Below are 24,743 nucleotides of genomic sequence, written 5' to 3' on the forward strand. Positions count from 1 at the left end.
ATATGGAAAACCGGATCGAAATACAGCAATATATTCCGGCTTTACAGCCTGAATGGGATTGTTTTATTGCAAATTCCAGAAACGGGACGTTTCTTTTTTTTCGGAACTATATGGATTATCATTCAGATAGGTTTATCGATAATTCTTTATTGTTTCGTTATAGAGGGAAGTTGATCGCCGTGTTACCTGCTAATCGGGAGGGCGATATTCTTTGGTCTCATCAGGGATTGACATACGGAGGTTTGATATTGTCTTCAAAATGTACGGCAGATAGGGTATTGGGTATTTTTTCTCTGTTGTCTTCTTGGCTGTCGGAACGGGGCTTTTCTAAATTAGTGTATAAATGTATTCCGGATATTTATCATCGGTATCCCTCACAGGAGGATTTATATGCATTGTTCAGGAATAATGCAAGGCTGGTTGCCCGTAATCTTTCGACGACGGTTTCTCTTTCATGCAGGATGCCTTTCAGTCAGTTACGCCGACGAGGAATAAGAAAAGCCTTATCTTTTGGAATTACCGTGCAGGAATCTTCTGATTTAGAAAGTTTCTGGCAAGTATTATCAGAAAATTTGTCGGATCGTTATCATAAGCGACCGGTGCATACTGTGGAAGAAATATCCCTTCTGAGGAGTCGTTTCCCGAATAATATACGGTTATTTACAGCCTGTAAGGGAGAACGGGTTGTCGCCGGTTGTGTAATTTTCGAAATGGATAAGTGGGTTCATTCGCAATATATATCCGCATCTTCTGAAGGAAAAGAGCTCGGAGCTCTCGACTTGTTGTTCCATTATTTGATTACCGATCGTTATTCAGACAGGGAGGTCTTTGATTTTGGACAATCTACGGAGGATAAAGGATACTTTCTTAATTCCGGATTGATCGCTCAAAAAGAGGGATTCGGAGGGCGAGGAATCGTATATGATACGTATGAATTGAGTTGGTAACCGAAGATTAACCTTGAATTTAAACGAATGGGCAGAAAGAGTGATATGATATTGGCGATCGAGAAAATACCGCAGTGGGTATTTTTATCGATTTTGTTCTTATTTCGGCTCATATTTATTCCACAAGGCCTTGATTTTGCCGATGAAGGTTTCTTTATGACATTTTATCAACAGATTTTTAATGATCCTGAATCGGTGACGTATGCATTTATGTATTGGTTTGCGGGGATATTAGGAGGATCGCTTTATTCTTTATTTCCTGACGGCGGCTTGTTACTGATGCGTTTTGCCGGAGTTTTGATAATTATCTTGACAGCGGCGTTTACTTGCCGTATTTTAAAACCGTACTTGCCGCTTTGGGCTGTCCGTGTCGGGGTTGCTATGGCTGTTCTGTACATTTTTGATGATGTGTCGAGCCTTTATTATAACAATGTCAGCGCATTATTATATGTAGGTGGTATAGGCTTGCTGTTGAAGGGTATGCGTTCTGAGAATAATAAAGGTTGGATTATCGGGGCGGGAATGGTGTTTGCAGTAAATGCATTTACCCGTATTCCGAATATTCTCGGAGTTTTATTTATTTTGATGATTCTTTATGAGGCATGGATTTTTCGAAAAAGAATGAAGTGGACTGTTCGAGTCATGGCTTACTTTTTGACGGGATATTTTCTGACATTCTTTTTAGTCTTTTCGTTCATGTGGAAAGCCGGACATTTACAACCTTTCTTTACATGTCTCGATTGGATATTTCATATAGGTCGATCTTCTGGGAGCTCTCATAATGTTTATTCGATGTTCAGAACAACAGCCGGACAATATTTAGAAATAGGGTTTACCGGTCTGTTTTTTGCGCTTTGGGGTACGACGTTCTTTTATTTAATAAAAAGATACCGAAATAGAGTATTCGTCAAAATGATCGGTATCTCTGCAGTTCTTGTTCTTTCTTTGTTCCTATATTTTTATGGAGCTTTATATTTGCTCTATTTCCTTTCGTTAGCTACGGTCTTGTTTATATTGTGGAAAGAACCTCCGGTAATAAAAACAGTGGCTTTTGCTGCCGGGATGTTCTTGATCGTTCAACCTTTGGGGAGTGACGGAGCTGTTGATCTCGTGGGCAGATTTTCGATGTTTTTGACTTTGCCGTTAGTTGTAGCTTATTCGGAAAAGGAGGTTCGGGAGCTGCCGGTTTCGAGGGGGATTTCAAATCGTATGCTGAGAAAAACGGGATCGATTTTGTTGATATTGTTTGTCTGTCTATCGGTTCAGAGACATATAAGTTATACCTATTTCGATCAAGGATCGCGTTTTAAGAAAATCTATTCGGTTGATCATCCCTTTTTAAGGGGAATTTATACTTCTCAAAAAAGAGCTTCTGTATCTCAGGAAGTGCTTTCTGCATTGGGCGGATATGTCTCGGAGGGAGACTATACGTTGATTTATGATAACTCTCCGATGTTGCATTATTTAACACGGACAAAACCTTATGCTTATAATCCGTGGCTCTATTTATACGATAAGGACCTGTTGGAAGGAGCTTTGTCCCGTGCCGGTAGAGAGCGTCAGGATCTTCCGGTAGTCGTGCTTCAGAAATTCAAAGGACTGTGGATCGATTGGCCGGATGGTTATTCGGATGATTATATGGCAAATAATGCGAATAAGGGAAAGAATCTTCTGATAAATAGCTTTTTGCAAAAGAATAAATACCTTAAGGTTTGGACTAACGGCTATTATGAAATTTGGCTTCCGGAATATGAAAAATAAAATAGAATAATGTCAGAAAAGGACTCTGTTTCAACATATCGACGCATCGTAAAATCTACCGGATTATTCGGCGGAGTACAGGTTATCGGCATTATTTGTTCTTTTGTGAAAGTAAAGTTTATTGCAATATGGCTGGGAGCGGAGGGGGTAGGTATTATAAATTTATATAATGCTGCGCTTGAGATGATTACAGCCGTTACCGGACTGGGTTTGCGTCAAAGTACGGTACGGGATGTTTCGAAAGCCGTGTCGCAGAAAAACGAACACAGGTTGTCGGAGGTGATAACTGTCGTTCGGCGCTGGTCTTGGTTTGTGGGTTTGGCCGGGGCTGTGGTCGTTTTGTCGTTTGCTCCTTTATTGAGTCGTTTGACTTTCGACAACGATCGGCATATCTGGGGGTTCGTTTGGCTTTCATGCGCTTTGCTTTTTAATGCCCTGTCTTCAGGAGAACAGGCTCTCTTACAGGGATTGGGACAGATAAAGGTTCTTGCGAAAAGCAGTGTTTGGGGGGCTGTCGTCGCATTATTGTTGTCTCTGCCGATGTATTATTTTTGGCGTATAGAGGGTATTGTGCCGTCTTTGATTCTTGTTGCTCTGACAAGTTTGTTTTTTGCGTGGATTTATAGCCGGAAAATACCGGTACAAGCAGCCAAATTGTCGGTAGGAGAAACATGGAATAGGGGAAAGCCCATGGTTATGCTCGGTATTTATATGACAGTAAGCGGTTTTGTGACGACATTATTGAATTATCTTTTTATCGCTTGGCTCAATGCTCATTCCGGAGTTGCGGATGTCGGGTATTATACTTCCGGATATACTTTGATAACTCGTTACGTCGGATTGGTTTTTACGGCTATGGGAACAGAATATTATCCTCGTTTGGCTGCAATAGCCGATGACCGGAAACTGGTCGGAGAACAGGTGTCGAGACAGGCTGAAGCCTCGTTGCTTATTTTGTTGCCTATCGTCTGTCTGTTTCTTGTCTGTCAGTCTTGGATTATCAGGATTCTTTATACGACAGATTTTTTGCGGATAGGGGATTATATATCGTGGGCGATTATAGGGGTTTTGTTTAAGGCGGTCTCGTGGACTATGGGGTTTGTGCTGCTTGCAAGAGGTGCGGGAAAGTTATTCATGATTACGGAATTTCTTTCAGATGCAGTGTCTTTTGTTCTGAATATAACGGCATATATGTTTTGGGGACTTGAAGGAATCGGCATCGCTTATTTGATGAGTTTTTTTCTTTACGGAACAGGTATGTGGTTTTTGTGCCGGCGATATTATAAATTGAAATTCGAGCATTCGTTTTATCGGGTGCTGATGGCTGTGCTTTTGATTTGTCTGCCCGTATTCGCATTCTGTCGGTTCGGACAAACCGGTTGGTATATGTTAACAGCATGGTTGTTTACGGGCATGTCGGTGATTTATTCGATAACGATGCTGAAAAAGAGACTCGGTTGGAGGATATTGAATAAACCGGACGGAAATGGTGATAAATAAATTGATATTATGGTAAGGTTATCGATAATTATACCGGTATATAATGGCGAGGAGTACATAGACCGCTGCCTGCAAAGTTGTTTGCGGCAAGACATCCCTGCCGATAGCTATGAAATTATTGTCGTAGATGACGGTTCGACCGATAGCAGTAATGTCATCTTATCACGTTATGCGATGGAGCATGCCAACGTCGTCGTATTGACTCAGAACAATAAAAAACAAGGAGCAGCCCGTAATTACGGATTGAGCAGGGCTCAGGGTGAATATATTTGGTTTGTAGATAGTGACGATTGGATAGAAGACAATTGTTTGGGACGTTTGTTGGCATTGTTCGATGATCGAGGAGTCGAAGTATTGGCGATAGATCGTATAAATACCGATGGAAAGAGTTTTCAGGAAAAATTTAGAAGTACACCTGCCGATAAAATTTTTTCCGGACTCGATTTTTTCAAAGTATTGAATAATAATCTGGCCATTTGCCTCTATTTGTGGCGTCGTGAATTACTGTTACGTCATAAGTTACGTTTTGTAGAAGGAATTGTACATGAGGATACTGAATTTATTCCTCGTGCGCTCTTTTATGCTAAATCGGTTTTATATAGTCGCTATCCTGTTTATTATGTATATTGCCGTCCGGGTTCGACAACCAGAAAAGCATCTTTGCAACGTTGTCTCGATTTGGTAACGGTAGCTGAACGTTTGATCGTTTTCGGTAAAGAGCATAACAAGATTGCATTGTATATAAATCGTATAGTGGGAGCATGTATATGTACGGCGGTGCGGTCGAGCGATAGCCTGTCTTTGAGTGAACGAAAAGAATTTTATACACATATATCGGCATATAAAATATCATTTTGTAGAGTATTATATCGTCGCGGAGGATGTAAAAATAAGATAGAAGGTTTTCTTTTTTATATAAGTCCGAGACTATACAATTGGGCTGATCGATGGGTAGGTCGCTTGAAAAAACGGTAAATGAAATTAGAAGTTATGGTATTACATGTTTTGGTTTGTACGCTGGACGATGGAATAACACGAGTACCGCATTTATTGAAACCCGAGCGGGAAGATATACGTTATGTCGTTTCTTTTCAGTATAGCGATGAGAAATTTCTCTCGCTTATTCCTGATGCATTGAGGCGGAAAGATGTACAGATAGTTACTTTGCCGGGTAGGGGGCTATGCCGAAACCGCAATCATGCGATGTCGTTTGTCAATGATGGAATCGCACTTATTGCCGATGACGATCTTTTTTATTTTGAAGATACGTTCGATACGATTTTAGAAACTTTTCGATCTCACACAGAGATAGATCTTGCATTCTTTAAAACAAAGACTCCTGACGGAGAGCCGGAATATAAAAAATATCCTTTAGTAGAGAAATCTTATACTCGATGGAAAGGGTATGCTCCGAGTTCTATTGAAATAGCTTTTAGAGTGGAAACGGTGAAGCGAAAGGGAATATGGTTTGACGAACGGTTCGGGTTGGGAAGTGCCCGGTTATCCGGAGGAGAAGAACTTATGTTTGTCGATGCCTGTTTGAAACAAGGGTTGCAAGCCCGTTTTTTCCCTAAATATATTGTTCTTCACCCATGCATGTCTAATGGCGATAGCAGTGCTTTTACTTTGCGTGCGGCAATGACTATGGGGGCGTTGTGCCACCACTTTAAGGGCTGGTTGGCTTTCCCGGCAATGGTGAAATTTACTTGGCAGGCTTTCAGAAAAGGAGAAAAACGACCGGTATCGCCTTTCAAATACTATATTTGGCTTGTTAAGGGTATTTTATACGAACGTGCGACGAGATAGATTATCGGGATTCCCAGAAATGAAGATATTCGCTGGCTACTTTGATGTGATCATGATGTTTTTCTACAAAGCGGCGGCTGTCTAAAGATAATTGTTCTAACAATTCCCGATGCATTATCAATGACCGAGCTTTTTGGTAAATGTCCTGTTCGTCCGGTAAAACATTGATAATAGGTCTGTTTTCTTGCTCTCCCATGAGATCGTACATTTCCGGCTCTCCTCCGCCGATAACGATCAGCCCTTTCGCCATAGCGATCAACCCGTTCATACCCGGAGTATATGAATATAGTTGGTCGAACAGAATATCGGAGTTGTACATCATTTGCTTATATTCTTGATAAGGGACAGAGACGGCTTTAGCCATTTTTACTATATCCGGATAATCTTCTGCCAGCTTTTGCAATACATTGAGCATTCGGTCTGTCCCTTTTAATTCATTGCGGTCTTTTTGTATTCCGATAAAAAATTGTACCTGTTCGGGGTATTTCGGAATGTTCCGTAGCGGGTGTTCTTGCAGATTTATCGGTAACGGCAAGTATTTCGCTTTTTCTTTGAATTCAGAATAATAGGGAATATAATACTCATATAGGCAGCATGATATTCCGTTTGCTTCTTCTGCCATTTTTTTATTTATTTCGGCTTTTTCGCCGGATATCCATTCCCGGATAGTCTTTTCATTATTCGGAATATATGTGTTGAAACGGTCTCCTATATAAAAGTCCGAATATCTGAATGTTTTTTTATCGAGACAATATTTTACCCAATAGTGGTCTGTCCCGAAAGCTCCTAAAAATATCTTCTTGTTGTGTCTTTTGAGAAATTTGAAAATATGATAGCAAGAACTTGCCTTGAGATCGAGAAAGCAGGGATTTTTTATTTGTACGATATCGTATCCTGTCAGGTCTTTCAGATGGTATATGAGCGACCCTGCATAGCGTAACGTGTCGGAAAGATTGTAACTTTTACGTTTCAGAGAGATGTCACGATTGTTATTCATCCATACGCTGCCGTCGGATATGACTGTAACTTGATGCCCAAGGGATCGGAGACCTTCGGCCAATGTCCAATGCAAATTGCTGGCTTCCCCTAATAGCAGTATTTTCATAAACATCCCGATTGATTGACAAAGATAGCTTTTTTATTCGGCTTATGGGAAAGTCGTGAAAAAAATGTATCTTCGTTTCCAAATCCTGAGTTATGCTTGAGATCAGTATTATTATTCCCGTTTATAATGCGGAATCCTATATAGAGAGATGTTTGCAAAGTATCGTATCTTCTACAGTTCCGGAAGGTAGTTATGAGATTATAGCGGTAGATGACAGTTCTTCGGATCGGAGTTTGGAAATGTTGCAGAAGATGGAAGAACAAATACCGCAGTTGCACGTTTATCATCGACGCAAAGCCGGTCCGGGAGGAGCTCGGAATTTAGGGCTGAATTATGCTAAAGGCCGTTATATCATGTTCGTCGATGCCGATGATTATATCAATACGGCATCTTTTTCTCATTTGTTGTCTTTGCTGATTTCCCAATATGAACAGGATATTATCGGGTTCGATTATTTAAAAATCGATTCGGAAGGAAACGAGAAACCGTATAGTAACCAATTGTTTCCTTATTGCAGGGAGATGTCCGGTGCAGAATATATGAATATGCAGCAACCGTTGGGTATTCTTTGGGGATATTTTTTTAATCGAAGGTTTGTGCTTAAAAATAACTTGAAATTTCAGGAAAAAATAGCACATTCGGATGAGGATTTTGTATCACGGGCATTTTGTGTTGCCGAGACGGTTACGTTTTTACCGGTGTTGCTTTATTATTACTGTTATAATAGTGAATCTGTAATCAATAAACAGGGAAAAGAATATGAAGAAAAACGCTTTTATGATCATCTGAAAGTGATTGACGGATTAAGTATTTACCGTCAGGAGTTGTCTGATTCTTTTGTCGGAAGCGGATTGGATAGAAAAATAGATTATTTGGTGGTAAGCGTAATCAGGCTGTTGGTCAGGAAACGCATGGAGGATGAATTTATTAAAATGTGCCTGAGTTTTTTTACAGAAATAAATCTGTATCCTTTGCCTTATCGCAGATATGATTGGAAGTATTCTTTTTTTAGGATTCTTACATATACTCCGAAACGAGTTTTGTGGTGGAAAAAACATGCTGATATGCCGCTTATCGGAAAAATAGCGGCGAAAATCTTTTAGAACCTGTCTAAATTTTCCAATTAGAAAATACTATCAGGTCATTTTTGCGTTTTCTTTCGGTCTTTTTTCCCGTTTTCCCTCGTCAGATAGCCCGCTATCTTTCTCCTAAAAACAGAAAAATATCCTCGAAAGAAACTCTCAAATCTGACCCGAGCAAAATTAGACAGGCTCTAAAGAAAGCCGATCTAATAATTTTATGTATAAATCGATTGCTTCTCTGATTTCGCTTTTCAAAATAAATTCGTTTGCCGTGTGTGACCGTGCCGAGTCTCCCGGACCTATTTTTACGGAGGTAAAAGGCATTAAGGCCTGATCTGAAAGGGTCGGAGATCCGAAAGGCTGCAATCCTAACATTTTTGCCCGTATAATGATCGGATGATTCATTTCAATTCTTGATGAATTGAGCCTGAAAGATCTGGCTTTCATTTCACAATCGATATTTTTTTGTAGAATAGAAAACGCTTCTTCATTTTTATAGAGTTCGTTTGTCCGAACATCAACTACGAAGTCGCAACGGTCGGGTATTACATTATGTTGAGTACCCGCTTGGACTTGTGTAACGTTGAGTTTTACAGCTCCTAATTGTTCTGAAACTTTCGGAAATTGAAAATCCCGGAAATTTTCGATTATTTTTAACGCTTTATAAATTGCGTTTTCTCCTTCGTTCCGTGCTGCATGTCCCGATTTGCCATATACCGAGCAATCGAGAACCATCAATCCTTTTTCTCCTATGGCGGGTTGCATACCTGTGGGTTCGCCTACTATCGCTAAGGTGATGGGCGGCAGTTCCGGTAATACGGATTCTATACCGTTTTTCCCTGAAACTTCTTCCTCTGCAGATGCAAGGAAGATGAGATTATAGGGTTGTCGGTTTTCGGTGAGAAAAATGAACACATGCAATAAACTTACTAATGATGCACCTGCATCATTACTTCCTAATCCGAAAATTCGATCATCCGTTTCTGTTGCGGTATAAGGTTCTTTTTCCCATCCGGATACAGGTTTTACTGTGTCGATATGGGAATTGAGCAGGAGGGTAGGACGTTTTTTGTCGAAATGAGGCGAAACAGCCCAGACATTATTCCCTTTTCTGAAAATTTGATTTTTGTAGGGATAAATGTCCCTTAAATATTGTTCGAGGACATTTGCCGCCTTGTTTTCTTCCCGACTTATGGATGGAATTTCTATAAGTTCTTTTAGAAGATCGATAGCTTGATAATAAAGTTCGTCTGTGCTCATTTAAGCAATCTGTTTGAGTAACTTGGCAAAAGTAATGAATAATTCTGTTTTAAAGAAAAAATGTTGGGAGACGGATTGAATTTTCCAATGAGGAAATTCTGTCAGTTCGTTTTCCCGGTTTCATTCATCGAATAGTCTGCTATTATCCTTATAAAACGAGAAAATATCCTCGAAAGAAACTTTCAATACTGATCTGTGCAAAATTTAAACAGGTTCTTAAAACTTATTAAAATAGTAAACGTTCGGTTTTTATCATTACCTTTGTGACTGATTTTATTATAAATTATATGGCAATAAAACACTTTTCTCAGTTGGTACGCAACCAAGCGGAGAAGTATGGTGATCGGGAAGTATTCCGTCATAAAGATTTTGAGAATGACAAATGGATATCTACTTCTTGGACTCAATTTTCGGAACAGGTAGAGCATATTGCGTTGGCTTTCCTTACAATGGGAGTCCGGGAACAGGAAAATATAGCGACTTATACGCAGAATAGACCGGAAGGTCTGGTTATAGATTTTGCAGCATACGAAAATAGGGCAGTAGTCGTACCCCTTTATGCAACCAGTTCTCAATCGCAAATCGAGTATATTATTAATGAAGCGGAGGTTCGTTTTTTGTTTGTCGGAGGGCAATTCCAGTATGATAATGCTTATGCTGCCCGGAAAAACTGTACTTCATTAGAAAAACTCATTATTCTTGACCCTTCTGTAAAATTAGCTGAGGATGATACTACATCGGTTCGCTTTGAAGAATTATATAAGATCGGCGAACGGGCGGATAATACTCTTCGTAATATGTTGGAAAAGCGTATGCTGAGTGCTTCGGATGAGGATTTGGTAAGTATTATTTACACCTCCGGAACGACGGGAGAACCTAAAGGGGTGATGCTTACGAACTCAAATTTCAATGAGGCTATGCGTATTCATATTCAAAGACTGAAAATGGTTTCTGAGAAAGATATTTCTTTATGTTTCTTGCCGTTGACTCATATCTTTGAACGTGCATGGACTTATTTTTGTCTGGTGAAGGGCATGCGAGTTGTTATAAATCAGAAACCGGATGAAATACAATCGGTTATAAGAGAGGTTCGTCCTACTATTATGTGTAGTGTTCCCCGTTTTTGGGAAAAAGTCTATACGGCTGTACAGGAGAAAATTTCTGCGAGTAAGGGTATTCGGCGAATAATGATGATGAAGGCTCTGAGAGCGGGTCGGAAACGAAATATAGATTTTCTTCGTTTAGAAAAAAAAGTACCTTTCTTTTTAGAGTGCCGATACCGTTTTTGGGATAAGTTGGTTTTATCTAAAATAAGGAAAGCGATAGGTGTTGAAAACGGGAATATATTCCCGACTGCCGGAGCGCCTTTGTCGGATACGATAAATGAATTTTTGCATTCTTGCGGTATAAATATCATATACGGGTACGGACTTTCGGAAACAACTGCTACGGTAACTTGTTTTGAATCTTCTGGCTATGAATTTGGAACAGTAGGTACTACTCTGCCCGGTATTCAGGTGAAAATGGGTGAGGATAATGAAATTTTGGTAAAGGGCGGTACTGTTATGAAAGGATATTATAAAAAGCCGGAAGAGACTGCCAAAGTTTTTACAAAAGACGGATGGTTCAAAACCGGAGATGCCGGTAAATTGAATGCTGAAGGATCATTGGTATTGACCGAACGTATTAAAGATTTATTTAAGACATCGACCGGTAAATACATAGCTCCGCAAGCTATCGAAACGAAGTTGGGAGAGGATAAGTATATCGATCAGGTTGCAGTTATCGGAGATCAGCGTAAATATGTAACGGCGATTATTATTCCGGCTTATGAAGCATTAAAAGAATATGCGGCTCAGAAACAGATACAATATCGAAATTTGGAGGAATTGGTTAAGAATCAAAGTATTCAGAAATTGATACAAGAGCGTATCTCTGAATTGCAGGCTAATTTTGCACGATTCGAACAGATTAAACGTTTTACGTTGCTGCCTCGTGCATTCAGCATGGAAACCGGTGAGCTGACGAATACGTTGAAAATCAGACGGCCGATTATAAATCAGCTCTATCGTGCCGAGATAGAAGCCATGTATATGTAATAGCTGCTTATTTTAGCAGTAATTTATAAACACCGTGTTGCGTGAAGTCGATTGTATTATGAAACTTGCGCAGTACGGCGTACTTTAATTTGGTTAATATATTTAAATTAAGAAATGATTACGACAGAGCAACTAAAGGAGACGGAAGAACGCAAGTTGGCGTTGAGGAGGTATCTTTGACATCGATGCGAAATTGATTCAGGTCGAAGAGGAAGAATTGAGAACTCATGTCCCGGATTTTTGGGATGACCGTAAGAAGGCCGAAGCCCAGATGAAGAAAGTGAAAGACCTTAAGTTTTGGATAGAGAGTTATGATGAGGTTGAAAAATCTGTGGACGAATTGAAGATTGCTTTTGATTTTGTAAAGGAAGAAGTTATTACAGAATCTGAGTTGGATGAGATTTATGCGAGAACGATTACTCTAATCGAGAATCTCGAGTTGCGGAATATGCTTCGTAGAGAGGAAGATAAGTTAGGTGCAGTTCTGAAAATTAACTCAGGAGCGGGAGGAACGGAAAGTCAGGATTGGGCTTCTATGTTGATGCGTATGTATTTGCGCTGGTGTGAATCTCATGGTTATAAGGCTTCGATTTCGAATCTGCTCGAAGGAGATGAAGCCGGTATTAAGAGTGTAACGATACAGATCGAAGGAGATTATGTGTACGGATATTTGAAAAGCGAGAACGGTGTACATCGTTTGGTGCGTGTGTCGCCTTTCAACGCTCAAGGCAAACGTATGACTTCTTTTGCATCGGCTTTTGTAACTCCTTTGGTCGACGATACTATCGAAGTCGAGATCAGTCAGGCTTGCATCTCGTGGGATACATTCCGTTCAGGAGGTGCTGGAGGACAAAATGTAAATAAAGTTGAATCCGGTGTACGTTTACGGTATCAATATAAAGACCCTTATACCGGAGAAGAAGAGGAGATATTGATCGAAAATACCGAGACTCGAGACCAACCGAAAAATAAGGAAAATGCTTTGCGCCAGTTGAGGTCTATCTTGTATGATAAAGAACTGAAGCATCGTATGGCGGAGCAGGAAAAGATCGAGGCCGGAAAGAAAAAAATCGAATGGGGCTCGCAAATACGTAGCTATGTGTTTGATGACAGACGGGTTAAAGATCACAGAACCAATTACCAAACTTCAGATGTACAAGGAGTAATGGATGGGAATATCGATGCTTTTATAAAAGCTTATTTAATGGAGTTCGGCGGAGAGAATGTTTAGGATATGGAAAAATTGACATTGATAAAAGTAGGGGGTAAGATTGTGGAAGAACCCGATACTTTACAGAATCTGTTAAAAACTTTTGCTCAAATTCCCGGACATAAAGTTTTGGTGCACGGTGGAGGGCGTTCTGCAACAAAAGTCGCTGCTCGGTTGGGTATTGAAAGCGTAATGGTGAACGGGAGACGGGTTACGGATGCGGAGACGTTGAAAATCGTAACTATGGTTTACGGAGGATTGGTGAGCAAAAATATTGTTGCAGGATTACAGTCGCTGTCTGTGAATGCTTTGGGAATGACAGGTGCGGATATGGATATTATCAGATCTGAAAAGCGTCCTGTAAAAGAGGTGGATTACGGCTTTGTAGGAGATGTAAAGGAGGTGCGTGGCGATACGTTGGCTGCACTGATTCGTACCGGAGTCGTGCCGGTTTTGTCTCCGCTTACGCATGATGGAAAGGGGCAATTATTGAATACAAATGCCGATACTATTGCCGGAGAGGCAGCAAAAGCTCTTGCCGCATATTTTGATGTGACTTTGGTCTTCTGTTTTGAGAAAAAGGGGGTTTTGAGCGATGAAAATGATGATGATAGCGTAATACCGGTTATTAATAAGGACCAGTTCGAACAATATGTGCATGACGGAGTTGTTCAGGGTGGAATGATTCCTAAACTTGAAAATGCTTTTCAGGCGATTGATGCCGGAGTTAAAGAGGTTGTTATTACTCAAGCTTCGGCGATATTATCTGATACGGGAACACGTATTGTAAAGTGATATTCGATAAAATCGGAACAGATATGTAAAATAAATCCCTGATTTGGAAACCGTCCTAAATCAGGGATTTTTATGTAACAACAGTTTTTTTAATCTTTACTTAACGCTTTATCTATTTTATAGATTTGGTATAAGTAAGTATTTTTCAATTCTTCTGTCGGAGCTTTATTCGCAGCATTTCGAAGAGATGATTTAAAATCAAGCAACATTCCGTACCATTCATGTGAGCGCTCCGGGAGGACATTAAAGCGGATACTTTGCATTGCCGACATTCCTTCATTTTCTGTTGTGGAATTTATAAGTTCCGGGTATTTTCGGATATAATCGTAATATTGCAATACGTTTTTCGTATTTGTATCTTTTAATGCTAAACCTAATATCGAAGAAAAAGAAGAGGAAGTCCCTGAAGCCTTTCCTGTCAAGTTAGACCATTGAATCAGGTTATCTGCAAACATGCTTTGTAATGACAGTTTGTTGTCACTCGGTATTTTTCCGGCATTAGATTCTTTCATTAAAAAATTTATTACATCACGAGCAGCTTCAAGTTGTGTATAGGGGTCTTCCGATTTGCTTTCGCTCAATGCCATTGCATTTAATTGTACGAAAATAAAGTTCCCGAAATATTTTTGTGCGAAATTACTGATGTTACTTTCGAGTCCGCAATTTTTAATCAAATCGGGATTGTCTAACCAAGCTAAATCTTCGATTTGTTGCATGATCCATAATAGTGAATTTCTTTGAATCTCTTTTGGCACTGATTGATATGTGGGGGTGGGATCTCCAGCATATTTTTCATTTATATAAATTCCTCCTACGTTTTGAAAAACGTGTACCATGTAATCATATACTTGGTTGATTACATATCCGTAGATTACTTTTCGGAAAGAATAATCGTAATCCTGTTTATCGATCCAATTATTCATGCCGGCAATTACTTCGGATAAATTTTTGAAGGCGAAATTTACAGATTCGACGGCATTATTCCCTAAATCTCTCGACATGGATCGGGGGTCGTAAAAAGCTCTTCTGTTTTGTCGTTTCCCGTACATGTAAACCGGATTTCCTGATTTCTCCGATACCGATTTTTTCAGCATAGCAGATTCTTTTTCAAGAGTATTATCGGCATTAGAAAAAGATCCGTACAGCCATCGTATAGCCCAATAATCATATTCTCCGATCGACTCCTGACACCATGAGTCTCCTGTTTTATAAAGATCGGCAGATAACAGGTAATTGAATGTCAGATCGTCCATTACCGACGCGCTGATTCCTTTTTCTTTCGTGAAATCGGCAGAACGCAACGAGTCGGCAGAGTATGCAGCCGATCCGGCCAGATTATCGGCCAGACCCAAGCAGTGGCCGATATTACGCATCAGTATGGAGACAAAAGCTTTTCCAAAATCTTCTTCATTCAAAGTCAATGTACGGGCATTTTTGTCGTAAGCTGCGGTCTGTAATAGACGATCTCTTTGAATTTGCATCGGAAGATTGTGACAAATATAAATATTCGCACTGATAATTTCTCCGGTGCGAGGATCGGTCCATACGTTGTCATTGATCCCTTCGGACGGAGAAACGACATAACGAATACAAGAGTATTTCAAGTTCGTGTCGTTGAAAGTAGAGTCGTTTTGCGGATATATTTTTGTGCGGATAGCGTCTTTATATCCGATTTTCTCGAAAGCTTTGTTCCATTGTGCTACGCTGCGAGATATATATTCCTGCCATTTTTCAGGGAAAGTATTATCTACATAAAAAACTATAGGTTTTTGTGGCTCAGAAAGTCTCCCTGATAGAAAAGCGTCTTTATCTTTGGGCTCTAATCGCCAGCGGTTGGCATAGTACCTGTTTCTTGAGCCTTGCTGATCTCCTGAATATTCAATATATTGTGAGTAAGCAGTACCGACTCGGGCATCTGCTTCGCGAGAAATAAAGCCTTCATCCGGAAGTTTCAGGAATGTCCGTTTTACTAAAGCTGTCAAGGGCTTGTCCTCTACCATTTTAAAAATTCCGAATAGAGAAAGGGAGACCGAATAACTTAAACAGCTTGTTACCGATGCATTGTCAGGATAGGCTTCTACACCTGCAATTTGAGATTTGCTGCGTTTGAATGTACCTGACCTTTTTACATACCCTTCTAAACTGTTATAAGCTTTAGGGTCTAAAGGGTTGAGAGATTTATCATCACTGATAAAAAATGAGGTTGCCTCAAATACTATAGCCGAGCTGTCCGGGGTATATGCTGCTATTGGAAAGGAAGCGATGATAGCTCCGGTTTGGCTTTTTGCAATTGCGGTGCGAATACCTTTTTCTTTATCTGAGATTTTAATTTTTTCGTTGACTTTACAAATTTTGATGAGGGAATCTGATTTCTCGAAAATAACTTGTATAGGAGGGGTCGGCTGAGCTCCTACGGAGGATTCTAAAGGATCGCTGATTTTCTCTACCGTCGATCCCATCAGCATTCGTTGTCCGAATGTACCGACAGGAATTTCCATATAGACTTTTCCCTCTACTAAATGCATGGTAAAAAGTCCCTTTGCCTGAATATGTTTTTTATCTTTGAACAGTTTTTCGTATTTTGAGATTTCTTTTACCTCCTCTGTTTTTGCATTTTGTTTATTTTTCTTTTTACGGGCAGAGGCATCAGGCATTCCTGCGGCGGTGAAAAGACATATCAATAATATTATGATTACTTTTATATTGCTCATTTTCAAACTCCTTATAACTTCAATGAATTATCAAGATTATGCAACAACAATTGGTAGTGCAACCGGGTGTTTTTGTCCGGATGATTTATTTTCCCTTTCAAAATATTCTGTATTTTAAGCAAATAGCCGTAATATAATCCATCTTGCGGGCGAGCAATAAAATAAGTCGCCGATGACGGTTCATATCCGGCAACCGGATTCAGAGAAAATTTTTCTGAGTGTTTTAATGCATCCGGATGGCAAGAGCAGAAAGAACTGTGGGCTATTGGAGATGAGCCTTTCAGAAAATCGGGAATACCGATGAATCCTTCTCCCGACAAAGATTTTGTTTTGGCATCTTTCCCGATTTTTATTCCAGCACCGATTCCTACATACTTTACAAAGAGATTCTGCATTTTTATTTGATTCTCGGATAGTTTTTCTCCGTATAAGGTAGGCTTCCATACATATTGATAAACATCTTCCAAACAGTCTGTTACAGAATAAGCATTTTTCCCTGCCTTGAGTGCTGATAATTCTACTTTATTCGGAGAGGCGATAACCGCTTTCATAACTTCATTTCTCAGCAGGTCTGCAGGAGAACCCATCAGAGACATTTCTTTCATCAGTTCTTTGTTGTCGATCCAGTCCATAGAGGATATTTGGTCTAACAGGAATTTTACGGCAGCTTTTTGTTTCTCGGCAGGCACGCTCATTACCGCTTCAACTTGATCTCCTACATGTTTCTCATTTAAGTAAATACCGCCTACATTACCGTAAACATGCATTAAATAAGTAAGATACTGCATGATTACTCCGTTATAAATAGAAGTTCGATAAGAATAATCGGGATCTTCTTTATCCACCCAATTATTTAGATTTTCCAAAATATATTTCAAATTTTTTATCCCGTATTCGCTTGCTTTCATTGCATTATCGCCTAAATCTTCTGTTTGGGATTTCGGATCGATAATCTGTCCCTGCTGTTTCCCATAACGGTATATGGGATTACCGGATAAATCTGAGATCCATTTAGATGTTATCTTATATTCTTCTTTAGCTGTTGATGCGTTCGGTAGCGGTGTGTAATTCCATTTAACGAGGAAACGGTCATATTCTCCGAAACGGGGCGGAGTCAATTTTACTCCCCTCTCCATATCTCCCGGCTGTGCTACATAGTTGAACCGGGCGTAATCCATGATAGAAGTTGTCGTACCGTATTTTTGTGTAAAAGAGGGAGACCGTAATGAATCGACAGGAATTACGGAAGACGCACTCATGTTATGCATAAAGCCTAAACAGTGTCCGACTTCATGTGAGATAACATAGCGTAGTCCGTCTCCGATAATTTCGTCCGGTATAAGAGTATGTCGTACCCGTTTATCAGCTTGAGATGTTTGGATAAATAACCAATTGTTTAACAATTCTATTGCATCGTGGTATAAATAAACAGACGCACTTAAAATTTCACCGCTGCGTGGATCTACCCATGAGGGTCCCATTGCATTTTCTATGGCAATCGGAGCATAACGGATACAGGAATATTTGATGTTATCGGGATCGAATTCCGGATCATTTTCAGGGAAATCGACAGCTTTGATGGCATTTTTAAATCCGATTTCCGAGAATAGCTCGTTCCACTGGTTTACGCCTTCTTTAATATATTTACGCCATTTTTCCGGGAAGTTGTTATCTACATAAAAAACGATCGGTTTTTTAGGTTCGACTTTTTCTCCGCGTTTGTAAGCTTCCATATCCGAAGGTTCTAATCGCCATCGGTAGGCATAATATATGTTTTTGGTTTTTTGCTCTTTTGCGGAATAATCAGTTATTTGTACAGGAAATATGGCTATTCTGCTATCTGTAATGCGGGGACGGTAAGGGTTTTCATCCAACAAAATAATAGATCGGGTCATCAATGCCGTGAATGGCACGTCTTTCGCCAATGTTCCGCGACTTCCCGAAATAGTGTATGTGTAGGACAAATTACTGCGAATTAAGACATTGTCGGGAAAGGCTTTTATCTCTCCTAAACTCGATTTGTCACTTTGGAAAATTTCAGATCTTTTCATGCCCCAACTCAGATTGGCACTATATCTGTCGAATGGGGTCATCAATTTATTGTCCCCCACGAAAAAGTCTGTTACATCAAATACTACCGCACTACTATCTGGTGTATAGACCGAAATTTTGAATGTTTCTAATATCGCATCTATGTTGCTTTTTGCAATGGAGCGTTGGATATTTTCATCTTGATCGGAATTTATATTTTCCGATTGAACGAGATTCATACAAATAACATCGTTCATTTTTGAAAAACGGAAATGAATCGGGTCTGTCGGTTTAGAACCGATAATTGCATTTGCATTGTCACTGATCTCGGAGACTGTCGATCCTAAAAGCATATCGCGATTCAAAAGACTTACCGGGAGTTCGAAATATAATTTCCCTTTCATTTTGTGCATCTTTATCAATCCGTCTACGGTAGTATGCTTTTCAGAAAAGAATTTTTCGTATTTACTCTTTTCTTTAACAGCTTCTTTGTTCGCCTCATTTTTTTTCTTTTTCTTAAAAATACCCGCCGAACATTCCGGTTGATATAATCCGAACGCAAAACTGCATGTCAGGATCAACAACAATTTGTTTATTTTTATCATTATGTATAGGTTATTGATTTTGAATCAAAGAATATTAGGTCGCATGATGATATATAAAAGCAAAATTAAGCTATTATTTTGTCTTTTGTACATCAAAAGAGATTTTTTATCGGAAAATTTAGATATACTTTGTTATCTGTTTGATAATCATGTATAATATCTCATGTTTTGCATCTCAAAGAAAATGGGGATAAAAGATAAATTTTTCTTGACAGGCTATGTTCATGCGTAAAATTGCGTACCTTTGTTAAGTTACTGTCGATGTCTGAAATTTCGATGGTATATTATGGAAGATTAAGTATAAATATTAAAAAAATATGAGCTTTAATATTGCAAAGAACGATAAAAAACGTGTCGTTATTGTGGGGGGCGGATTCGGTGGCTTGAAATTGGCGAATAAATTGAAAAAATCGAATTTCCAAGTCGTGTTGATTGATAAAAACAATTACCACCAATTCCCACCGTTAATATATCAGGTCGCTTCGGCCGGGATGGAGCCGACTTCTATATCTTTCCCGTTCCGCAAAATATTTCAACATCGTAAAAATTTCTATTTCCGTATGGCAGAGGTTCGGGCGATCTTTCCCGAAAGAAATATAATTCAGACTTCTATCGGAAAGATTGAATATGATTATCTTATTTTGGCGGCCGGTACGACGACTAATTTTTATGGAAATCGGCATATCGAAGAAGAGGCGATACCGATGAAAAATGTATCTGAGGCGATGGGGCTGAGAAATGCTTTATTAGCGAATTTTGAGCGGGCTCTTACTTGTGCGACTAAACAAGAACAGCAAGAATTATTGAATGTCGTGGTTGTAGGCGGAGGAGCTACCGGAGTGGAGGTAGCTGGGGTTCTTTCGGAAATGAAGAAATTTGTATTACCGAATGATTATCCCGATATGTCCAGTAATCTGATGCATGTCTATTTGATCGAAGCAGGGCCTCGTTTGCTTGCGGGAATGTCGGAAAAATCATCGGCACACGCAGAACAATTCCTTCGGGAAATGGGAGTAAATATTTTGTTGAATAAAAAAGTAATAGATTATCGTGATCATAAAGTTATTCTCGAAGATGGTAGTGCAATAGCAACGCGTACGTTTATTTGGGTAAGTGGAATAACAGGTGTACCGATCGGAAATATGGATTCTTCGTTAATAGGACGGGGAGGCCGTATCAAAGTTAATGAATACAATCAAGTAATAGGATTGAATAATGTATTTGCGATTGGAGATCAATGCATTCAGTTGACTGATAAAAAATACCCGAACGGACATCCCCAGTTGGCACAGGTTGCAATACAGCAAGGAGAATTATTGGCGAAAAATTTGGTTCGGTATGAAAAAGGGTTGAAGATGAAGCCTTTCCGTTATCGAAATTTGGGTTCTATGGCAACAGTAGGGCGTAATCGGGCTGTAGCCGAATTCAATAGAGTGAAAATGCAAGGTTGGTTTGCTTGGATAATGTGGTTGGTTGTTCATTTGCGATCTATTTTAGGAGTACGGAATAAGGTAATCGTGTTGTTGAACTGGATATGGAATTATCTCACTTATGATCAATCTATGCGTATGATAGTATATGCCCGTAAGGCTAAAGAAATACGTGATCGGGAAATTATCGAAGCTACGACTCATCTCGGAGATGATTTGATGCAGGAACAGCAGCAAAAAGAGCAAAAAACAGCAAGTCGGTCTGAATGAAGTTGGTTTTCGGAAAATTTAAACAGGCTCTAAATAAAAATCAGTTATAGAATATTTTAAGTAAAATTTAATTTATCCAATTATGAAAATCGCAATTATCGGAGCTGGAAATATGGGAGGAGCTATCGCTAAAGGATTAGCTCAGGGAACAATCATCAAGAACAGCGACATAATAGTAGCTGATCCGGATATAAAAAAGTTGGAACAGTTACAAAATCATGCTTCCGGAATATCAATTACAACTCAAAATCAAGAGGCTGTAAATTGTGCGGATGCGATTATTTTGGCTGTGAAACCTTGGTTGGTGTCCGAAGTATTGGGACAGTTGAAAATAGATCCGGAGAGACAATTTTTGATTTCTATTGCTGCAGGCGTAAGTCTTGAACAATTGGCTCAAATAACTTCTTCTAAAATGACGATTTTCAGATTAGTCCCAAATACGGCTATTTCGGAGTTGGCGAGTATGACTTTGATCGCATCGTTTAATGCATCGGAAAAACAAGAGCGGCAAATTGCGGATATTTTTAATGAAATGGGATTGGCAATGCTTATTCCCGAGTCGCAGATTGCGGCAACAACAGCTTTGACTTCTTGCGGAATTGCTTATGTTTTAAAATATATATATGCAGCAACAGAAGCCGGAGTGGAGATGGGGGTGTACCCAAAAGCGGCAATGAAAATGATCGCACAGTCTGTAAAAGGTGCTGCCGAATTGATATTGAATAATGATACACATCCTGCTATTGAGATAGATAAAGTTACTACTCCCGGAGGAATAACGATCAAAGGCTTGAATGAGCTGGACCATTCCGGATTTACTTCTGCGATTATTAAGGCGATGAAAGCAAGCAAGTAACTCCGGAAAATATTATTCGAAGAGGTGGTGTTTTCATTTGAGTTTTGTATATTTGAAAAATAATCTAATTAATATTATTTATGTCAGTAAATAAAGTTATACTCATAGGAAATGTGGGTAAAGATCCCGATATAAGATATCTCGATAATAATGTGTGTGTGGCGAATTTTCCATTAGCGACAACCGATCGTGCATATACTACTCGTGCGGGAGTTCAGATTCCTGAAAAAACAGAATGGCATAATATCGTTTTATGGCGGGGATTAGCGGAAATAGCTGAAAAATATGTCCGTAAAGGGACTCAGCTTTACATCGAAGGAAAAATTCGTACACGTTCTTGGGTCGATCAAAACAATATTACCCGTTATACTACCGAAATTTATGCTGACAATATGGAGTTGTTGGGACGTAAAAACGAACAGATAGGAATGTCGTCGGTTTCCCAAATCGAGAATCCTGCGCAACCGACATTAACTTCCCCTGCACAAGGGAGTAGCATGGATTCAGGGAATAATGATATAGATGATTTGCCTTTTTAATTTTTTAGTTGTACTTTTGCAACGAGTACAACATACTCACACAGAAATAGTTCCTTCCCGATCTGAAGAGAAGAAAGTGTTTCTGCGTATGCCGGAGAGATCCCGAGAGGGATATCTCCGATATGTTTAACTAATACTTATTTACTTGGACCCGGACAGTTATTTATCGACATTTCTTACCTCAATAGAGGTTTTACCCGTTACATCAGGTGCTATATTTGCACTCTTTATGGCGTTTTTGTGTTTAGTTTTTTCCGGTTTTGTATCTGCTTCGGAGATTGCGTTTTTCTCTTTATCTCCGCAAGACCGAGCCGAAATCGAAGAAGAAAAAAAGACTCAGGACATTTTAATAAAAAATCTGTTAGCTCGTTCCGAATATCTATTGGCGACAATATTGATTGCTAATAACTTAGTTAATATCGCAGTGGTAATGCTTTGCAATTTTTACATTTCGGAAACGATCATATTCAAGAGTCCGGTTATTTCGTTTTTGTTTCAGGTTGTAATTTTAACGTTTCTGTTGTTATTGTTCGGGGAAATTATGCCGAAGATTTATGCGAAGCATAACTCTTTGACTATGGCACGCAGAGCAGTAGGAACACTTACCCGCCTTGAAAAAATATTTCGCTGGTTATCTTGGGTGTTGATTAAATCTACCCATATTATTAATAAACATATTTCGCGAAGAACTACAAATTTGTCTATGAACGAGCTTTCTCAGGCATTGGAGATGACTCAGGTCGATGAGAATGAAGAGAAAGAAATGCTTGAGGGAATTATCAAGTTCGGAGGAAAGACTGTGGAAGAGATAATGACTTCTCGTGTTGACATGACAGATATAGATATACGTATCGGTCTTCCATCATTAATAAAGATAATCGTTGAAACCGGATATTCTCGATTGCCGGTATATGAAGGTTCACAGGATAATATTAAAGGGATTATCTATATTAAAGATTTACTACCGTATATAAAAGAGAAAGATTTTGATTGGTCGAGTTTGTTGAGGCCTGCATATTTTGTTCCGGAAACAAAGATGATAGATGATCTGTTGGAAGAATTCAGAAAACAGAAAATTCACATGGCTATCGTTGTAGATGAGTTTGGCGGGACTTCGGGAATCGTTACGATGGAAGATATTTTGGAAGAGATTGTCGGCGAAATCAGTGATGAGTATGATGAAGAAGAACAACAGTATGTCAAAATCGATGAAGACACTTATATTTTTGAAGGAAAAACTTTGTTGAATGACTTTTATAAAATTACCGGTATAGATGAAAATGACTTCGATGAAATTTCGGAAGATGCGGAGACTCTTGCCGGTTTGATTTTGGAGATAAAGGAAGATTTTCCTGCTGAGAAAGAGATAATTTTTTACGGAAGATACCAGTTTACTATCTTAGAAGTTGATAAACGCCGTATAATTAAAATTAAAGTCAGGATCAACCGTGAAGAAAAAAAATAGAAGACCTTGGGATTTGTATCACTATGGGTTCGGAATGTTTCTTTTTATCCTATTGATACTGCTTACGATGGCGGGATGCCGTCAGGATTACTCTCCTAAACCCGATGGATATTTGCGAATCGATCCTCATCTGGAGACATATAAATTGGTCGATAAGGCCGATTTCCCTCTTTCTTTTGAAATATCGCAAAGCGCACAAGGAATTATAGATAATACTGTTGTACCTGAGTGGATAAATATTGTATATCCTCGTTATAAAGCTACGGTTTATTGCAGTTATATACCCATAGATAAAAAAAATAGAACTCGTATTTTTGCTGAAAGTAAAGAGCTGGTATATCGTCATGGGATCAAAGCAGAAAAAATTCAGGCTCAGTTATATGAAAATCCCGAACAGCATTTATATGCGACATTGTATTTGTTAGCCGGAAATGCAGCGACTCCGTTGCAATTTACGGTTACCGATAGTATTTCCTATCTTTTCCGGGGGGCATTATACTTCGATATTCCTGTTAAAAGAGATTCAGTTGCCCCGGTGATAGAATATATAACGCAAGACATTATGCATTTGATAGAAACCGTACAACCTCAAAAATAATATGCCGTTAATCTCTATACAAGAAATGATTCCGGGTATCCGGATTGCTCTTTGGAAGCCTGCGGAAAATTCGGAAGAACTGTTATCGATATTAGGAAATGCACATTTATATGAGTCGATAATAACTTCTTGTAAAACGGAAAAACGGAAAATAGAAAAGCTTACTACCCGAATTTTGATAAACTTGCTGCAAAAGAAGGAGACGGAAATAGAATATAATGATAATGGAAAGCCCTATCTTGTTTCTTCATCTGAATATGTTTCTGTTTCTCATACTCGATGTTGTATTGCAGTTGCAATATCTTCCCGGCCGATAGGAATCGATGTCGAAAGAATTGCAACAAAGGTTCTCTCTTTAAAGGAAAAATTTTTAAGTGTTTCCGAAATACAGTCGATCGACTCGAACAATGAACTCATCCACACATTATTACTGTGGTCTGCCAAAGAGTCTGTATTTAAACTGATGGATGCGACAGGGGTAGATTTCAGAGAGAGTATCCATATAAAAGACTTTATCCCTGAAATTAGCGGATTATTTACGGTCAGCGAATCGCATACGCAAAAATGTGACCTTTACACGGTTTTTTATAAAGTATATCCACAATATGTTTTGACAATCTGTTTTTAAAATTCTTTTGTAAAGAATAAACAGTCTTTTAGTTGTTTGTATTTT

Annotated in this window: 19 protein-coding genes; 15 read left to right on the top strand and 4 right to left on the bottom strand. The window is 39.1% G+C overall.

What is annotated here, in order from left to right:
* The first annotated feature begins 2 nt into the window (after positions 1–2).
* From Q0093_RS12530 to Q0093_RS12550, 5 genes are read left to right on the top strand one after another with little or no spacing between them, the layout of a single operon-like run.
* Positions 3–947, top strand: coding sequence for a GNAT family N-acetyltransferase (locus Q0093_RS12530; protein WP_297930996.1), 945 nt, complete (start codon positions 3–5; stop codon positions 945–947).
* A 27-nt stretch (positions 948–974) separates the two neighbouring features.
* Positions 975–2,708 (top strand): hypothetical protein, encoded by a 1,734-nt coding sequence (locus tag Q0093_RS12535; protein WP_297930999.1) that lies wholly within the window; start codon positions 975–977, stop codon positions 2,706–2,708.
* Between the two features lie 9 nt (positions 2,709–2,717).
* Positions 2,718–4,208, top strand: a complete 1,491-nt coding sequence (locus Q0093_RS12540) for an O-antigen translocase (protein ID WP_297931002.1) — start codon at positions 2,718–2,720, stop codon at positions 4,206–4,208.
* Positions 4,209–4,217: 9 nt separating this feature from the next.
* Positions 4,218–5,183 (top strand): glycosyltransferase, encoded by a 966-nt coding sequence (locus tag Q0093_RS12545; RefSeq protein WP_297931005.1) that lies wholly within the window; start codon positions 4,218–4,220, stop codon positions 5,181–5,183.
* A complete protein-coding gene (locus Q0093_RS12550; protein ID WP_297931008.1) occupies positions 5,184–6,014 on the top strand; it encodes a glycosyltransferase family A protein in 831 nt (276 codons plus the stop codon). It abuts the gene before it with no gap.
* A 1-nt stretch (position 6,015) separates the two neighbouring features.
* Here the strand turns inward: Q0093_RS12550 and Q0093_RS12555 are convergent, their stop codons facing one another.
* The gene (locus Q0093_RS12555) at positions 6,016–7,119 is read right to left on the bottom strand and encodes a glycosyltransferase (protein WP_297931011.1); all 1,104 of its coding nucleotides are present in this window, start codon (positions 7,117–7,119) and stop codon (positions 6,016–6,018) included.
* 92 nt (positions 7,120–7,211) lie between these two features.
* Here Q0093_RS12555 and Q0093_RS12560 point away from each other — a divergent pair, with 92 nt between their 5' ends.
* Positions 7,212–8,222 carry a glycosyltransferase gene (locus Q0093_RS12560; protein ID WP_297931014.1) on the top strand — a complete coding sequence of 337 codons (1,011 nt, stop codon included), beginning with the start codon at positions 7,212–7,214 and terminating at the stop codon, positions 8,220–8,222.
* A 159-nt stretch (positions 8,223–8,381) separates the two neighbouring features.
* Here Q0093_RS12560 and Q0093_RS12565 read toward each other — a convergent pair whose 3' ends face one another.
* On the bottom strand, positions 8,382–9,461 hold the full coding sequence (locus Q0093_RS12565) for a M20 family metallo-hydrolase (RefSeq protein ID WP_297931018.1): 1,080 nt from the start codon (positions 9,459–9,461) through the stop codon (positions 8,382–8,384).
* Between the two features lie 287 nt (positions 9,462–9,748).
* Here Q0093_RS12565 and Q0093_RS12570 point away from each other — a divergent pair, with 287 nt between their 5' ends.
* The 3 genes from Q0093_RS12570 (at position 9,749) to argB (ending at position 13,565) form a co-directional block, all read left to right on the top strand.
* The gene (locus Q0093_RS12570; RefSeq protein WP_297931021.1) at positions 9,749–11,560 is read left to right on the top strand and encodes a long-chain fatty acid--CoA ligase; all 1,812 of its coding nucleotides are present in this window, start codon (positions 9,749–9,751) and stop codon (positions 11,558–11,560) included.
* 114 nt (positions 11,561–11,674) lie between these two features.
* A protein-coding gene (prfB, locus tag Q0093_RS12575; RefSeq protein WP_297303043.1) for a peptide chain release factor 2 occupies positions 11,675–12,791 on the top strand; the annotation gives its coding sequence in 2 pieces (ribosomal slippage) (positions 11,675–11,737 and positions 11,739–12,791; 1,116 coding nt in all).
* A 3-nt stretch (positions 12,792–12,794) separates the two neighbouring features.
* Positions 12,795–13,565 (top strand): acetylglutamate kinase, encoded by a 771-nt coding sequence (gene argB, locus Q0093_RS12580; RefSeq protein ID WP_294179247.1) that lies wholly within the window; start codon positions 12,795–12,797, stop codon positions 13,563–13,565.
* 89 nt (positions 13,566–13,654) lie between these two features.
* On the opposite strand, the gene Q0093_RS12585 is transcribed toward argB, so the two are convergent.
* Both Q0093_RS12585 and Q0093_RS12590 read right to left on the bottom strand, forming a co-directional pair.
* Complete coding sequence (locus Q0093_RS12585) at positions 13,655–16,276, bottom strand: zinc-dependent metalloprotease (protein WP_297931024.1); 2,622 nt, start codon at positions 16,274–16,276, stop codon at positions 13,655–13,657.
* 11 nt (positions 16,277–16,287) lie between these two features.
* Entirely contained in the window at positions 16,288–18,912 is a 2,625-nt protein-coding gene (locus Q0093_RS12590; RefSeq protein ID WP_297931026.1) for a zinc-dependent metalloprotease, read from the bottom strand.
* A 317-nt stretch (positions 18,913–19,229) separates the two neighbouring features.
* Here Q0093_RS12590 and Q0093_RS12595 point away from each other — a divergent pair, with 317 nt between their 5' ends.
* The 6 genes from Q0093_RS12595 to Q0093_RS12620 all read left to right on the top strand — a co-directional run bounded on the left by Q0093_RS12595 (position 19,230) and on the right by Q0093_RS12620 (position 24,698).
* Positions 19,230–20,612 carry an NAD(P)/FAD-dependent oxidoreductase gene (locus Q0093_RS12595; RefSeq protein WP_297931029.1) on the top strand — a complete coding sequence of 461 codons (1,383 nt, stop codon included), beginning with the start codon at positions 19,230–19,232 and terminating at the stop codon, positions 20,610–20,612.
* A gap of 82 nt (positions 20,613–20,694) precedes the next feature.
* Positions 20,695–21,468: a pyrroline-5-carboxylate reductase gene (proC, locus tag Q0093_RS12600; protein WP_294179241.1), complete on the top strand. Its 774-nt coding sequence runs from the start codon at positions 20,695–20,697 to the stop codon at positions 21,466–21,468.
* A gap of 80 nt (positions 21,469–21,548) precedes the next feature.
* The gene (locus Q0093_RS12605) at positions 21,549–22,007 is read left to right on the top strand and encodes a single-stranded DNA-binding protein (protein ID WP_297931032.1); all 459 of its coding nucleotides are present in this window, start codon (positions 21,549–21,551) and stop codon (positions 22,005–22,007) included.
* Positions 22,008–22,236: 229 nt separating this feature from the next.
* Positions 22,237–23,472 carry a gliding motility-associated protein GldE gene (gldE, locus tag Q0093_RS12610; RefSeq protein ID WP_297931036.1) on the top strand — a complete coding sequence of 412 codons (1,236 nt, stop codon included), beginning with the start codon at positions 22,237–22,239 and terminating at the stop codon, positions 23,470–23,472.
* Positions 23,456–24,070 carry a gliding motility protein GldD gene (locus Q0093_RS12615; protein WP_297931039.1) on the top strand — a complete coding sequence of 205 codons (615 nt, stop codon included), beginning with the start codon at positions 23,456–23,458 and terminating at the stop codon, positions 24,068–24,070. Before gldE ends, Q0093_RS12615 begins: the two co-directional genes overlap by 17 nt.
* A gap of 1 nt (position 24,071) precedes the next feature.
* The gene (locus Q0093_RS12620; protein ID WP_297931042.1) at positions 24,072–24,698 is read left to right on the top strand and encodes a 4'-phosphopantetheinyl transferase superfamily protein; all 627 of its coding nucleotides are present in this window, start codon (positions 24,072–24,074) and stop codon (positions 24,696–24,698) included.
* The last annotated feature ends 45 nt before the right edge of the window (positions 24,699–24,743 follow it).

It is taken from the genome of uncultured Coprobacter sp., assembly GCF_947855755.1.
Classification (GTDB): Bacteria; Bacteroidota; Bacteroidia; order Bacteroidales; family Coprobacteraceae; genus Coprobacter.